Source organism: Rudanella lutea DSM 19387 (assembly GCF_000383955.1).
GTDB classification, from domain to species: domain Bacteria; phylum Bacteroidota; class Bacteroidia; order Cytophagales; family Spirosomataceae; genus Rudanella; species Rudanella lutea.
Genome location: NZ_KB913013.1, coordinates 4,738,126 through 4,753,201 on the forward strand (window position 1 = coordinate 4,738,126; position 15,076 = coordinate 4,753,201).

A 15,076-nucleotide genomic window follows, 5' to 3' on the forward strand; every position below is an offset into this window, starting at 1 on the left:
TCGGTGCAGGGGGCAGTTGGCTAACTGCAACTTTTCGCCCAAAGTGGCAGTTAGCCAACTAAACGCTGCCGCTTTTCTGTGAAAACATTTGCCCATTTAGCTCACCTCAACAAGTACCTCGCCAAATACAAATGGTACCTGATCTGGGGAACGGTTTTTACGTTTGTTTCTAACCTATTCGGCATTTTTCCGGCCCAACTGGTTCGCTACGCCCTCGATCTGGTGAGCGAAACCCTCGATATTTATTACCTCTACGCTGGCTCCGGGCTACAGTCGGCTTTGTACGACATCTTTGCTTTTAGTATCCTGCTTTATGGGTTCCTCATTCTGGGGCTGGCCCTGCTCAAAGGCTTCTTTCTGTTTCTGGTTCGGCAAACGCTCATCGTAATGTCGCGCCATATTGAGTACGACCTCAAAAACGAAATCTACGACCATTACCAAACCCTGCCCCTGAGCTTTTACCGGCGGCACAATACCGGCGATTTGATGGCCCGTATTTCGGAAGACGTGAGCAAGGTGCGGATGTACGTCGGCCCCAGCATCATGTACGGGGTTAACCTGCTGGTTTTGTTTGTGCTGGTGATTGGTTACATGGTCAGTATCAACGCCCGCCTGACGGTCTATGTGTTGTTGCCGTTGCCCATTCTGTCTATTGGTATCTATCTGGTCGAGAACATCGTTATTTCGCGTTCTGAAGAGATTCAGCGGTCGCTCTCGCGCATGAGTACGTCGGTGCAGGAAGCCTTTTCGGGCATTCGGGTGCTTAAGTCGTTTGTGCAGGAAGATGTGTCGGCGGCCAATTTCGAGCGCGAAAGCAACGAATACCGCCAGAAATCGCTCCGGCTCACGATGGTCGATGCCCTCTGGCAACCCATGACCGTGATGCTCATTGGCCTCAGCAACGTGCTGGTGGTGTACGTGGGCGGGCAGGAGATTCTGGCCGGGCGGCTCACACCGGGCAACATCACGGAGTTTCTGATCTACGTGAATATGCTTACCTGGCCCGTAATGGCTTTGGGCTGGACTACGAGCCAAACCCAGCGGGCTGCGGCTTCGCAACAACGGATCAATGAGTTTCTGAACGAGAAAACCGACATTGTTTCGCAGAAAAATCTGAAGCGTGAAATTGAGGGTGAAATTGAGCTGCGTAACGTCCGGTTTGTGTACCCCGATTCGGGCATTGTGGCCTTGAAAAACTTCTCGCTCCACGCACGCTCAGGCGAGAGTGTGGCTATTCTGGGCACTACGGGCTCGGGCAAAAGCACGCTGGCTAACCTCATTACCCGCATGTACGACGCTTCGGCCGGGGAGGTGCTCATCGACGGGCGGCCTATCAGCGATTACAACCTGACCTCATTACGCGAGCAGATGGGCTACGTGCCGCAGGATGTGTTTCTGTTTTCTGATTCGATCAGCAACAACGTGCGCTTTGGCAAGCCCGACATGCCGCAGGAGCGGGTTGAAGAGGCCGTGCGCGATGCCGACCTGTACGGAAACATTGTAGGTTTCCCCGAGGGTTTTGAAACCCGGATTGGCGAGCGGGGTATTACGCTATCGGGTGGGCAGAAACAACGTCTGAGCATTGCCCGCGCCATTGCCCGCGACCCTAAAATTCTGATTCTGGACGATTGTCTTTCGGCGGTCGATACCAATACCGAAAATATCATTCTGAACAACCTCAAGCGGATTATGGCCGACCGAACGTCGGTGATTATCTCGCACCGGGTGTCGTCGGCCAAGCTTGCCGACCGGATTATTGTGCTCGATGACGGTAACGTAGTGGAGCAGGGTACGCACCATGAGCTGATGGCCCTTAACGGCACCTACCGCGAACTGTACGACAAGCAGTTGCAGGGCGAAGAAGTTTGAGCAGCGGGGCGAGGTGAGACGTTAGGTCACTACGTTTTTACGCTAAAAAAGCAGGGGCTGGTTTTCACACCAGCCCCCTACTTTTTGTGGTTTGTTTTACGATAAACCACAAACGATAAACCAAAAATCCAAAAACAGTAAACCTATTCCCGGTCGTGACCGCCGGGGCCGCGCATGATGCCGCGCTCCGACGTACGGATGAAGTTCAATACCTCATCGCGGGCGTCGGAAGCAGGTAGCTCCAGTTCAATGCGGGTGAGCGCTTCGGCATTGTTAAGGCCGCGCAGGTACAGGTACCGGTAAATTTCCTGAATGTCGTTGATTTGCTCGTTGGTAAAGCCTCGCCGACGCAAACCGATGGAGTTGATCCCCGTGTACGACAGCGGTTCGCGGGCCGCCTTGGTAAACGGCGGTACATCTTTCCGCACCAGCGACCCGCCCGAAATCATGGCGTGTGCACCAATGCGCGTAAACTGCAATACCGAACTCGACCCGCCAATAATGGCCCAGTCGCCCATGTATACATGACCGGCCATCTGCACATTGTTTGTCATGATGCAGTTGTTGCCAATGCGGCAGTCGTGTGCCACGTGGGCATAGGCCATAATCAGGCAGTTGCTGCCAATTTCGGTCTTGTAGTGTTCTTCGGTACCGCGGCTGATGGTGGCATACTCCCGGATGGTGGTATTGTCGCCGATGTACGTGAGGGTATATTCACCCTTAAACTTCAGATCCTGTGGGATCGAGGAAATGACCGCACCGGGGTAAATACGGCAGTTTTTACCAATACGGGAACCTTCGTTGATAACGGCGTGCGACCCAATCCAGGTGCCCTCGCCGACTTCTACGTCCTTGTGAATGATGGCGAACGGTTCGATCACCACATTTTGGGCAATCTTCGCTTCGGGGTGGACGTAGGCTAATGGTTGAATCATGATAAACAGTTTACTGTTTTCAGAGTACTGTTTTCAGTTTTCAGTAGTGAGTGTAAGGTCGGTACCCGAGATTAAACCAACTGCAAACTGTAAACTATAAACTGTAAACTCATTTCTTTTTGACTAAGCTGGCAATCATATCGGCTTCGCAAACCAGTTGCCCGGCCACGTAGCCACGTCCCTGCATTTTCACAATACCGCGTTTCATAGGCGACGTAAACTCGCACCGCAGAATGAGCGTATCGCCGGGAACCACATTGCGCCGGAACCGGCAGTTTTCAATTCCGATCAGGTAGGGCCAATAGTTTTCGGGGTCCGATACGGTGCTCAACACCAGAATTCCGCCTGTTTGGGCCATCGCTTCGAGCTGCATGACACCGGGCATCACCGGATTGCCGGGGAAGTGACCGGGGAAGAACGGCTCGTTCATCGTCACGTTTTTAATGCCAACCACGCTATTTTCGTCCAGCGCAATGATCCGGTCGATCAGCTGGAAGGGGTACCGGTGGGGGAGCAGCTGCGAGATCCGATTCATATCCATCACGGCTGGCTGCGTGGGGTCGAACTGCGGTACCTGATTCTGGGCGTTTTTAAGCATTAATTTCTTTATCTTCTTGGCAAAGGCCACATTGGCGGCATGACCCGGACGGGCAGCCAGAATCTGCGCCTTGATCGGGCGGCCAACCAGGGCCAGATCGCCGATCATGTCGAGCAGTTTGTGCCGGGCCATCTCATTGGGGTAGTGCAGGTCCAGATTGTTCAGAATACCGACTTCCCGGTTGACGCTCACTTTGGGTTTGTTGAGCAACTGCGCCAGGTGGTCGAGCTCGCCTTCTTCTACCTTACGATCAACAATCACGATAGCGTTGCTGAGGTCCCCCCCTTTGATCAAATTTTGTTTGTAAAGGGCCTCCAGCTCGTGCAGAAATACAAACGTACGGCACATGGCAATCTCTTCCGGAAACTGAGTCAGATCGTTCAGGTACGCGTGTTGGCTGCTCAGAAACCGCGAGTTGTAGTCCACCATCACCGTCAGGCGGTAGTCGTTGAGCGGCAGGGCGGCAATCTCAATATCTTTATCGTCGTTGCGATAGTGTACGTATTCGTTGACCTCGAAGTAATTACGAGCCGCGTTTTGTTCTTCGATGCCGGCATCGCGCAGGGCCTCTACAAACTTAATCGAGCTGCCATCCATGATCGGTGGTTCGGGGCCATCGAGCTGAATCAGGACGTTGTCGATCTGCAAACCTACCAAAGCGGCCAGGGTGTGCTCAACGGTGTGGATACGGGCCCCACTCTGCTCAATGGTTGTCCCCCGCGAGAGGTCTACCACGTTGTCTACGTCGGCATCTACAATGGGTTGGCCGGGCAGGTCGACACGTTGGAACTTGTAGCCGTGATTCGAAGGGGCGGGCAAAAAGGTCATGGTTGCCTGTACACCCGTATGCAGGCCCACGCCTGATACCGAAACGGCCTTCTGGATAGTCTGCTGCTTAATATTCATAGAGTAATCGTTCGTGGTTGGTGGTGAGTTTGCCCGATCTGCCCCGTAAGGCAGTGTCAGATTGCCCGGAGGCAGTTATTGGTCACCAATCCCCTTTTTTTCTAAAGCCGAAATGCGTTTTTCCAGTTGCGGGAGCTGCCGAATGAGCACCTGCGACTTTAAACTTTCTTTGAGATCCTGCGAGGGCGTACCGTTGATGGCCTGCCCCGGCTCCTTAATGCTTTTGCCGACTCCCGACTGAGCGCCAATGCGCGTATGGTCGGCAATGCTGATGTGCCCACCAATACCTGCCTGCCCGCCAATGGTGCAGTTGGCCCCAATTTTGGTGGAGCCCGAAATGCCGGTTTGCGCGGCAATCACGGTGTTGGCTCCAATTTCTACATTGTGGCCAATCTGAATCAGGTTGTCGAGCTTGGCTCCGCGACGGATAATCGTTGAGCCCATGGTAGCACAGTCGATGGTGGTGTTGGCGCCTACACTTACATAATCTTCCAGAATCACGTTGCCCAGTTGCGGAATCGTTTTGTACGTACCGTCGGGCTGTGGGGCAAATCCGAACCCGTCGCTACCGATTACGGCGTTGGGGTGTAGAGTGCAGTGACTGCCAACTACACAATTTTCGAGTACCCGTACGCCGGGGTGCAGAATGGTGTTATCGCCAATCTGAACGTTGTCGCCGATAAACACATGCGGGTAAATCTTTACGTTGTTGCCGATGCGGCAGTTGCGGCCAATGTACGAGAAAGCGCCCCGGTACACCTGTTCGCCAACGGTGCTGTTCTCGGCAAGGTAACTGGGTTGCTCCACGCCCACGCGGGCAAACGACATCTGCCGGTGGTACTCTTCGAGCAATCGGGTAAAGGCCGAATAGGAGTTTTCTACAAAAATAAGCGTAGCCGCTACTGGTTTCTTAGGCTCAAAGGACCCGTCGACAATCACGGCCGAAGCCTGCGTCGTGTACAAGTAAGGCTCGTACTTCAGGTTGGATAAAAAGGAAATGCTACCTGGTTGGCCTTCTTCTATTTTGGCTAACTGGTTGATTGGCAGGGCATCGTTGCCCTGTACTTTGCCATTGATCAGGGCCGCAATTTGCCTGACAGTAAACTCCATACAAGATTGGTAGCGCTAAATAGAGACCCGCGAACGGGCGATTTTTCGGGCGCTAAGGTAGCCAACAAATAGGACTATTCGGTTATTTGTCCGATTATTTCAATAAATTACCCGGAACGCCATAGTCCGGCCCCGGAGGGGTGTCATTTTACAGGGCAACTTCGGCAACGGGCAGGCTTAAATTTCGAGCCCAGCAGATGTAATGCCGCCGAACAATGTGCGTTAACGCCTTGATATTTGGTAAGTCCGACGCGTCGGCAATGTCGATTACCTGCCCCGACTTCAGTTTGATGTTAATTTTGTCGCCCGAGGGCAAATAAGCCGCATTGGTTGCCTGTCCTTCTACCAGAAAATAGGACATTTCGTCGTCGGTAATACCGCGCTGCCGTAGTTGTGTTTCAATTTCGCCTACCAAAGCGGCATCGAACGGTTCGGTTGCGTGAATAATCTTGTACAAATGCCGGTTGAGGAGCATTTGGCAAATGCTCGATAGTACCCGGTCTGTGTGTTTACTCCAGAGCTTAATGCAGGCCCACACGTCGAAATCGTCCAGCTCAGTGAAAGCTTTCAGGTACCGGGGTTCCGTTTTGAACTCGACAATGCTGATGTCGTTTTCCAGAAAAAGCCGAAACGCGGGCGATGCAAACAGGGTATCGGCCCCGTACTGATGGACCAGAAACCGCGCCCGGCGCAACACCTGAACCAGCATCGACTCCACGCAGATCGACGTTTTGTGCAGATACACCTGCCAGTACATAATCCGGCGCGAGTTCAGGAAGTTTTCGATGCTCAGAATCCCTTTGGCCTCTACCGCCAGTTGATCGTCGACCAAATCGAGCATTTTAATGATCCGATCGGCCCCGATAGTGCCTTCGGCGACACCCGTGTAAAAACTGTCGCGGTTGAGGTAGTCCATCCGGTCCATGTCGAGCTGACTCGAAACCAGCTGGTGGAAAAATGGCCGTTCGTAGGTGCCCTCAAACATCCGAATGGCGGTCGAAAGCCGACCGCCAAACTGTCGGTTGAGGTCGTGCATGAGCAGGAGCGAAACCTCTTCGTGGGGTACATCCTGCAAAAAACAGGACTCCAGCACATGCGAAAAGGGGCCGTGACCCACGTCGTGCAGCAGAATGGCAATTTGCGCAGCCTCGCATTCCTCGTCGCTGATGGCGTGACCCTTCCCCCGCAGTGTCTGAATAGCCTGCCCCATCAGATGCATGGCGCCGAGGGCGTGATGAAACCGCGTGTGCAGCGCACCGGGATACACGTACTCCGACATACCCAGTTGCTTGATGCGCCGAAGCCGTTGGAAATACGGGTGCTCGACCAGGTCGTAAAGCAGTTCGGAGGGAATCGTAATGAACCCGTAGACGGGGTCGTTCAGAATTTTCTTTTTGTTGACGGAGGCCAAAGCGAGGAGCAACTGATTTTTATCAAAGATAACAGATTACGGGCAGAATGTTTTGGGGCTCGTCGGCTCGAACCGGGGCCGTACCTCTTGCAAACCGGGGTTTATCGTTGTATATTTGCCATACGGAAAAGCAGCGCTTTGTCTGTATGGGCTTGTAACTCAGTCGGTTAGAGTGCCTGACTCATAATCAGTAAGTCCCAGGTTCGAGTCCTGGCTGGCCCACAAACCCCCATTTGCCATTGGCAGGTGGGGGTTTGTTTTTTTAAGGCATCCGTCGTAAATCGCCGGGCATCACGCACAGGCCGACGCCCACACGCGCTCGGCCTCAATTGAATCGACAAACGAAAAATGACTCTCAAAACCATTGATACCGGCTTCTTCAAACTCGACGGGGGAGCTATGTTCGGCGTTGTGCCGAAACCACTCTGGAATAAACTCAATCCGGCCGACGCTCAAAACCGCTGTACCTGGGCGATGCGCTGCCTACTCCTGGAAACAACCGATGCCGACGGACGCCCCCGGCTGGTGCTGGTTGATACAGGGCTGGGCGATAAGCAGGATGACAAATTCTTCGGGCATTACGAGCCCCATCACGGCGACGGTCCCGATAAGGCCGAACTGATTGCGTCGATTCGGCGGGCGGGCTATTCAGAAACCGATATTACCGATGTACTGCTCACGCACCTGCACTTCGACCATGTAGGTGGAGCCATCCGGCGCGTGGGCGGGCGCTTGGAGCCCACGTTTACCAAGGCCACCTACTGGACTCACAGCGCCCATTGGCAGTGGGCTACGCACCCCAATCCCCGTGAGAAAGCGTCATTTCTGAAAGAGAACATCTTGCCGCTCGAAGAAAGTGGGCAACTCCGGTTTCTCGATGAGGGCGGGCTCACCCTGCCCGGCATGGATCTGGTATGCGTAGACGGGCATACCGAAAAAATGGCCCTGCCCAAGCTCACGGTGGGTAACCAGACGGTGCTGTACTGCGCCGACCTGATACCGTCGGCAGGGCACGTGCCCTTACCCTACGTAATGAGTTATGATGTACGGCCTCTGCTCACGATGGACGAAAAAGCGCGGGTGCTTACCCAGGCTGCGGCCGAAAATTGGGTGCTGATGTTTGAGCACGACCCCGTGACCGAAGCGGCCACTGTAGAACAGACCGAAAAAGGCGTACGGATTAAAGACAAAGGGCCCCTCTCGGCGTTTATAGGGTGAGCAGTCGGGCTCAGGTATTGGAGCGGAGCGCAACGAACTACTCATTCACGATTCGTCTATGGAGATAGGTCTGGTTTTGTCGGGTGGGGGAGCCCGTGGCATCGCCCATCTGGGTGTTATGAAAGCCCTCAATGAACAGGGGATTACCATTAGTCGGATTGCCGGTACCAGTGCGGGGGCCATTGCCGGGGCCTTGTTTGCCAATGGCTATACGCCCGAGGAAAGCCTGAAAATTATCGAGTCGTCGTCGTTTACGAAGTATCTGCGACCCGCCTGGAATCGGATGGGCCTGCTTCGGATTGATACCGCGATTGATCTTTACCGGCAGCATTTGCCGCACGACCGGTTCGAGCGTTTACAGATTCCGTTGCACGTGGCAGCTGTTGATCTGAACGAGGGTGATCTCGACGTGTTTGAGTCGGGCGAGCTGATCCGGCCGGTATTGGCTTCGTGCTGTTTGCCGGGCATTTTCGAACCGATGTTGATTAATAAGCGGCAGTATGTAGACGGCGGTGTGCTAAACAATCTGCCGGTCGAACTGATCGAAAATAAGGTCGACATCGTGCTGGGCTCGCACTGTAACCCGTTTGGGCTGACCAAGCCCATTACATCTATGCGCGGAGTAATTGAGCGCAGCCTGATTCTGGCGGTGCAGAGCAAAACCAAAGAACGGTTTGCCAAGTGCAATGTCTTGATTGAGCCGCCCGAGTTAGCCAATTACGGCTTGTCCGATATTAAACGGGCCCGCGAATTGTTTCGCATCGGCTACCAACATACTAAAGGAATGGCTCGTCAAATCGAGAAACAGATGCAGGCTTTAGCCTAATAAAAAACCCAGCACAGAAGCTGGGTTTTTTGTTGGTGTGTGCTTGCACGAAGTAAACGTCTATACGAAGTAAAATGACTCGTTCTGGTATGAAGGGTTAGTCATTATGAGAATAGTACAATCAGCTTGAATTTTTGAGCGATATTCGTCGTTTAAAGTAACTTATTAGAATGAGTAATTTTACTATAAGAAAATTTAATAATTCTTGGTTATAATGTGTATATAGTAAAATAAAATTTGGGAAATGGTTAATTATTAAAATATAATTAGGTAAGTTTTTTGATCGGCCAAAATATTGCATTGTATCTGTCTGCGCCTATTTTTGCAGGAATTCTACTTGTATTCTTCAATCTCAAACAAACTGTTCTTATGAGGAAAACTCTACTGGTGAGCCTACTGGTGTTATGCTCACTCTGGGCCTGGGCTCAGGAGAGAATCGTCACCGGTCAGGTCATTTCGGCCGACGACGGGGCGCCGATGCCGGGGGTATCGGTCGTTTTGAAAGGCTCCACAAAAGGGTCGAATACCGACGCTTCGGGGAATTATTCAATTAGTGTTCCTCAGAAGGGCGGGCGGCTTGTCTTTAGCTTCGTGGGCTCTGCCTCGCAGGAAGTCGAGGTGGGTAATCAGACCAAAATTGATATCAAACTCGTTTCCGACAGCAAGGAGCTTGGCGAAGTGGTTGTAACGGCGCAGGGCCTTGTTCGGGAGAAGCGGGCACTCGGTTATGCCGTGAATGCCGTCGATAAAAAATCTATTGAAGACCGGCCACAGGCCGACGTAGGTCGGGTTCTGCAAGGTAAAGTACCGGGTGTGAACATCACGGCAACGTCGGGGGTGTCGGGTACGGGTACCAACATTACCATTCGCGGCTACTCGTCGATTACGGGTTCGGTGCAACCTCTGTTTGTGGTGGATGGGGTTCCGTTCAACTCAAGCACCAACACGCGGGGTGGTTTTACCAGCGGTGGACAGACCTCGTCGAGCCGGTTTCTGGACCTCGACCCCAACAACATCGAAAATATCACGGTACTGAAGGGTCTGGCGGCTACGGTAACTTATGGTGATCAGGGCCGGAACGGGGTAATTCTGGTGACAACCAAGAATGGTAGCAAGAAGGCCCGCAAAACCGAATTTACGGTAACGCAGTCGTTCTTTACCAACACGGCGCACCTGCCCAAGTATCAGAACGACTACGTAGGTGGTTTCCAGCAAAACCTCGGTTATTTCTTCAGTAACTGGGGCCCTACGCTCGATGAAGCCCGTACGTACCCATCGCAGAACACCAATACGGCTCTCACCAACCACCCATACGCGTTTTTGTCAGTAGCGGCTACGCGGGCGGCTATGGCTCCGTATGTGGCCTCGGTGAGCCCGTACACGATGCAGGTGTTCCCCAACAACGTAAGCGACTTTTTCCGTACCGGCAACATCTCCAACACGGGCCTGAACATTTCGGGCGGTGGCGAGAAGGTGAGCTACAACGTGTCGGTGGGGTATAACAATGAGCAGGGCTATATTCCCGAGAATGGCCTGAAGCGTTTGAACCTCGGTTTGGGTCTGAATGCCCAAATGAGCAAGCGGCTCACCATGCAAACATCGATCAACTTTGTTAATACGGATCAGTTTTCGCCACCGCTTAGCTCAGGAACAGGTAACAACGCCAACGATTTCCCCTCGGTGCTGGCCAACGTGATGTACACCCCTCGGCAGGTCGACCTGATGGGATGGCCTTATGAGAACCCGGTAGATGGCAGCTCGGTGTACTTCCGGAGCGGTAACGATATTCCGAACCCCCGCTGGGTGTTGGCCAACTACAAAACGACGGGCGTGGTAAACCGGATTTTTGCCTCTAACACGGCTACGTACGATTTCGGTAATGACCTGACGCTGTTGTTTAAAACTGGTCTGGATACCTACGACGAGACCCAGGATTTCATGATCAACAAAGGGGGCGTTCAGTTGGTAAATGGTCTGTACAACACGGTTAATTTCAAGAATACCATTTGGGACAATACCGCCATCCTGTCGTACAGCAAAGCGCTGACTGAGAAGCTGAGCGTGTCGGCTAAAGTGGGCGGTAACCTGCGGAATGACCGGCTGAGCGTATTCAATATGAACAGCCAGAACCAACTGGCCCGTAACCTATTCCGGCACAACAACTTCATTGATAACGTCTCGTTTAATCGTACCGAAGAGCAGACCCGGATGGGTGTTTTCGGAGAGGTTACGGCCGATTTCAACAACTACCTGTTTTTGAACTTCGCTGGCCGAAACGACTGGACCTCGACCGTGGAGAAGGCTAACCGCCGGATTTTCTATCCTTCAGGCAGTATTTCGTTCGTGCCCACTACGGCCTTCAACGGGTTGTCGTCGGGATTCATGAACTTCCTCAAACTGCGGGCGGGTGTGGGTACCTCGGCTGGTTTCCCGAGCCCCTACAACACGCGTAACATTCTGGCGCAGAATGCACGGGGCTGGCTCAATGCCGCCGGGGCGCCTGTACAAACACACTCGGTCGACAACACCCTGGGTAACCCCAACCTGAAGCCCGAGTTGCACACCGAGTATGAGTTGGGTGCTGAAGGGAAGTTCCTCAATAACCGGGTAAGTGTTGACCTGACCCTGTACCGCCGGATTACGCGCAACCTGATTACCAACGCTCCGCTCGATGCGGCTACGGGCTTCACCGGTACCACCATCAACATCGGTAAAATTCGGAATCAGGGTATCGAGCTGAACCTGACGGCCAATCTCGTGCGCAGAGGTGCATTCAGCTGGGATGCAACCGGTGTGTTCAGCCGCAACGAACCACTCGTAATGGACCTCGGCGGCACGTTACAGGAAGTGCAGATCACGGGTTTTGCCGGCCTGGGTAACTTCGCTGTGGTGGGCAAGCCGTTCAACATTATCAAAGGGACGGGTTACCGCCGGAACGATCAGGGACAATTCCTGATCGACGGACAGGGGTATCTGCAAACCACCACTACTCCGATTGTACTGGGTGATCCGAACCCGGCCTTTACTACGAGCCTGATCAATGAGCTGAGCTACAAAGGATTGTCGTTCAGCATGATGTGGTCGTACCGGCATGGCGGAGCTATGTACTCATCAACGGCCGGTGCCCTGATGGGTCGGGGTCTGACGTACGACACGGGCCTGAAAGCAGGTTATGACCGCGCCCAAACGTTTATCTTCCCCGGCGTGAAAGCCGACGGTCAGCCCAACGATATTCAGGTTACGGCGTCTGACGTAGGCTTTAACAACCTCTATTTCTTCGGTGACGAAGGCCGCATTTACGATGGATCAACCATCCGTTTGCAGGAAGTGTCGCTGGCCTATCAGCTGCCTAAAACGCTCATCGGTAAGCTGGGTATCAAAGGTGCTTCGATTGCCCTGACTGGTAACAACCTCTGGTATCGGGCACTGCACTTCCCTCCGGGCCTCAACTTCGATACGGATAACCTCGGTCTGGGGGTAGGCAACGGCCTCGGTTTCGAGTTCCTGACGGGGCCAAGCGCACGCCGGTTGGGCGGTACGCTTAAACTGACGTTCTAACCAATACCTGTTGGGAAGAAACCTAATTAACAGACTTAAAAATCATTGCAAACGATGATCAAATCCATAAAACTGTTTGTGCTGGCGTTGTGTACGGTGCTCATTAGTTCGTGCGAACTGGACCTGCTCGACAACCCCAATGCTGTAACGGCCGCAAACACCGATATTAATTACCTGCTCAGTCAGGTTGAGTTGACGTATGCCGGGCATTTTAATCAACTCAGTGACCCCGGTATGCGCCTGACCCGGATGCTTAATCAGGGTGCGGCTATCTATGATAACGCTGTAACGCCCATTAGCAACGACGGAACCTGGACGACTGCCTACGCGGGACTCCTGAACGACGTGAAAGCCCTGATTCCGTTGGCCGAAAAAGCCGAACTGTTTGTACATGCCGGTATTGCCCGTACCCTACGGGCCTCGGCGCTGGCCAACATGGTGGACGCCTTCGGTGATATACCGTACACAGAGGCTCTTAACTCTGAGAACTTCAACCCTAAAATCGACGGAGGAGCCGCTATTTACACCGCAGCCCTCGCTGATCTGGATGAAGCTATCAAGAATTTTAGCGCAACCTCGAAAGGTGGTGCAACCGGCGATCTGTTCTACGGCGGTACGCCTGACAGCTGGATTCGGGTGGCTAACACGATCAAGCTGAAAATGCTGCTAAACCGTCGGCTCATTGATAAGGCGGGGACAACCTCGGCCATCAACGCCCTCATCACCGGCGATAAGCTCATCAGCACGGCTGCTCAGAACTTCTCGTTCAAGTTTGGTTCCAACCTGACCAACCCCGACACGCGCCACCCGCGTTATGCCGGGCAGTACTCGCCCACGGGTGGTGGCGACTACCAGTCGAACTCGTACATGGGCGTGATGCACGACAGCAAAGGGTTCCCCGACCCACGCATCCGGTACTACTTCTACCGGCAGGTGACCCGCAACACGGCTGATGTGAACGAACTCCGGTGCATTACCAACCAGAAACCGGCTCATTACGGCCCGAATGATGTGTTCTGTCTGCCCACCATGATTGGTTACTGGGGCCGCGATCACCTCAGCAACGAGGGTATTCCACCAGATGGTTTGCGCCGTACGGCCTGGGGTTTGTATCCCGCAGGTGGTTTGTTCGATAACGATGCCGGGCGTCCCGTATCATTAGGTGCTGGTGCCGGTGGCGCGGGTATTCATCCGATCATGATGCGCTCGTTTGTTGACTTTATGCTGGCCGAATCGGCTCTGACGCTCGGTACCTCGGGCTCGCCCCGCGCCTTGCTGCGCTCGGCTATCGAAAAGTCGATGGCCGATGTACGGGCTCTGGCGATGGGCTCAACGGAGGCTGGTAAAATCAGCACCTTCGAAACCGACCAGAAAATTGTGTGGGCCGATCAGGTGACGCGTTACGTAAACAAGGTATTGGCCGACTACGATGCGGCTACTACCGACGATGCCCGCCTGAACATCATTGCTACCGAATACTGGCTGGCCCTGTACGGCAACGGTGTTGAGTCGTACAACCTTTATCGGCGTACCGGTAAGCCGGCTAATCAGCAGCCTGCCCTCGACCCCAACCCCGGTCAGTTTGTACGGTCATACTACTACCCAACTTCGTTTATCACCCGGAACTCAAACGCCAAACAAAAGCCGAACGTAACGGTGCCCGTTTTCTGGGACAACAACCCGGCTGGTTTTGTGAAGTAATCCGTACTGAAAACGTCAACTTTGAATCAAAAGAACATGAAATACATCCATACGTTTTGGGTAATGCTGCTGGTGATGGCTGTGGCCACCTCTTGCAAGACCGAAATGATCGAACGCATTGATGAGTTTAGCCTGGAGCAGGGTGGGTACATGCGAACCGTGACTCCCTTTCCGGTAGCTGCATCGACGTTTAGCGTCAGCAAAGCCAACATGGGCGGCACCCGGATGCAGCTTGTGGCTGAGGCTGTGACCCCCGATATGGGCGCATTATTTGCCTCGTACGACTTGTCGATTCGGTTTGTGGGCGTAGGGGCCAATGCGAGCAAAACAACTACCTATGCTCCCCTGCGCTCGATTCCGGCCTCGGCTTATGCCAAAGATCCCACAACCGGCTACCCACGCGCTACCATCACCGTGACAGGTGCCGAAGCACTGACGGCAACCAAGCTGACAGCGGCCGATGTAGCAGCCGGTGACCGGTTCGAAATTACGGCTGTGATGAAGCTGACTAATGGCAAGCAGTTTACCGCGGCCAACACCGGGGCAAACATCACGGGTGGGGCTTTTTACAGCTCACCGTTCTTTTACCGCCTGAATATCGTGCAGTAATCTGCGCGGGATTCGTTTTCAGAACCTATCGGGTAGCCCGCGCGGCTGCCTGATAGGTTCTTTTGTTTTATCAGCTGTATGTGTTGGGATAGGTAGTCAACAGATAGGAAATAGTCTGATCGAAAATGAGCTGTAAACTGTAATGAAATTTTTGTGTAATTATCCTTAGTAAACGAATCGTTAATTAGACTAACGGTGACTTGCTGTCGGTTGAAACGGTATGCCGATTGGGTCGTCTGGGTTTGGGGTAGCCCTAAAGTAAGACGGAGGCTGTAACTATAAGGCTTCAAAGAGGTTGATAGAAGTGATTGATCCGAAACGTACGGCGGCAATGG

Annotated in this window: 10 protein-coding genes and 1 tRNA gene; 7 read left to right on the forward strand and 4 right to left on the reverse strand. The window is 53.4% G+C overall.

Annotated features, from left to right (window positions below):
* Positions 1-78 precede the first annotated feature (78 nt).
* Positions 79-1,869: an ABC transporter ATP-binding protein gene (locus RUDLU_RS0119615; protein ID WP_019990128.1), complete on the forward strand. Its 1,791-nt coding sequence runs from the start codon at positions 79-81 to the stop codon at positions 1,867-1,869.
* A 143-nt stretch (positions 1,870-2,012) separates the two neighbouring features.
* Here RUDLU_RS0119615 and lpxA read toward each other — a convergent pair whose 3' ends face one another.
* From lpxA to RUDLU_RS0119635, 4 genes are all read right to left on the reverse strand, one after another.
* Complete coding sequence (gene lpxA, locus RUDLU_RS0119620; RefSeq protein ID WP_019990129.1) at positions 2,013-2,804, reverse strand: acyl-ACP--UDP-N-acetylglucosamine O-acyltransferase; 792 nt, start codon at positions 2,802-2,804, stop codon at positions 2,013-2,015.
* A 109-nt stretch (positions 2,805-2,913) separates the two neighbouring features.
* Complete coding sequence (locus tag RUDLU_RS0119625) at positions 2,914-4,308, reverse strand: bifunctional UDP-3-O-[3-hydroxymyristoyl] N-acetylglucosamine deacetylase/3-hydroxyacyl-ACP dehydratase (protein WP_019990130.1); 1,395 nt, start codon at positions 4,306-4,308, stop codon at positions 2,914-2,916.
* 75 nt (positions 4,309-4,383) lie between these two features.
* The gene (lpxD, locus tag RUDLU_RS0119630; protein WP_019990131.1) at positions 4,384-5,418 is read right to left on the reverse strand and encodes a UDP-3-O-(3-hydroxymyristoyl)glucosamine N-acyltransferase; all 1,035 of its coding nucleotides are present in this window, start codon (positions 5,416-5,418) and stop codon (positions 4,384-4,386) included.
* A gap of 148 nt (positions 5,419-5,566) precedes the next feature.
* Entirely contained in the window at positions 5,567-6,829 is a 1,263-nt protein-coding gene (locus tag RUDLU_RS0119635; RefSeq protein ID WP_019990132.1) for an HD domain-containing protein, read from the reverse strand.
* A gap of 148 nt (positions 6,830-6,977) precedes the next feature.
* Here RUDLU_RS0119635 and RUDLU_RS0119640 point away from each other — a divergent pair.
* The 6 genes from RUDLU_RS0119640 (at position 6,978) to RUDLU_RS0119665 (ending at position 14,741) form a co-directional block, all read left to right on the forward strand.
* Positions 6,978-7,051, forward strand: a tRNA-Ile gene (locus RUDLU_RS0119640).
* Positions 7,052-7,177: 126 nt separating this feature from the next.
* Positions 7,178-8,047, forward strand: coding sequence for an MBL fold metallo-hydrolase (locus tag RUDLU_RS0119645; protein WP_019990133.1), 870 nt, complete (start codon positions 7,178-7,180; stop codon positions 8,045-8,047).
* A 58-nt stretch (positions 8,048-8,105) separates the two neighbouring features.
* A complete protein-coding gene (locus tag RUDLU_RS0119650; protein ID WP_019990134.1) occupies positions 8,106-8,873 on the forward strand; it encodes a patatin-like phospholipase family protein in 768 nt (255 codons plus the stop codon).
* A 369-nt stretch (positions 8,874-9,242) separates the two neighbouring features.
* Complete coding sequence (locus RUDLU_RS0119655) at positions 9,243-12,431, forward strand: SusC/RagA family TonB-linked outer membrane protein (RefSeq protein ID WP_019990135.1); 3,189 nt, start codon at positions 9,243-9,245, stop codon at positions 12,429-12,431.
* A gap of 54 nt (positions 12,432-12,485) precedes the next feature.
* On the forward strand, positions 12,486-14,132 hold the full coding sequence (locus RUDLU_RS0119660) for a SusD/RagB family nutrient-binding outer membrane lipoprotein (protein ID WP_019990136.1): 1,647 nt from the start codon (positions 12,486-12,488) through the stop codon (positions 14,130-14,132).
* A 36-nt stretch (positions 14,133-14,168) separates the two neighbouring features.
* Positions 14,169-14,741 carry a hypothetical protein gene (locus tag RUDLU_RS0119665; protein ID WP_019990137.1) on the forward strand — a complete coding sequence of 191 codons (573 nt, stop codon included), beginning with the start codon at positions 14,169-14,171 and terminating at the stop codon, positions 14,739-14,741.
* Positions 14,742-15,076: the final 335 nt, after the last annotated feature.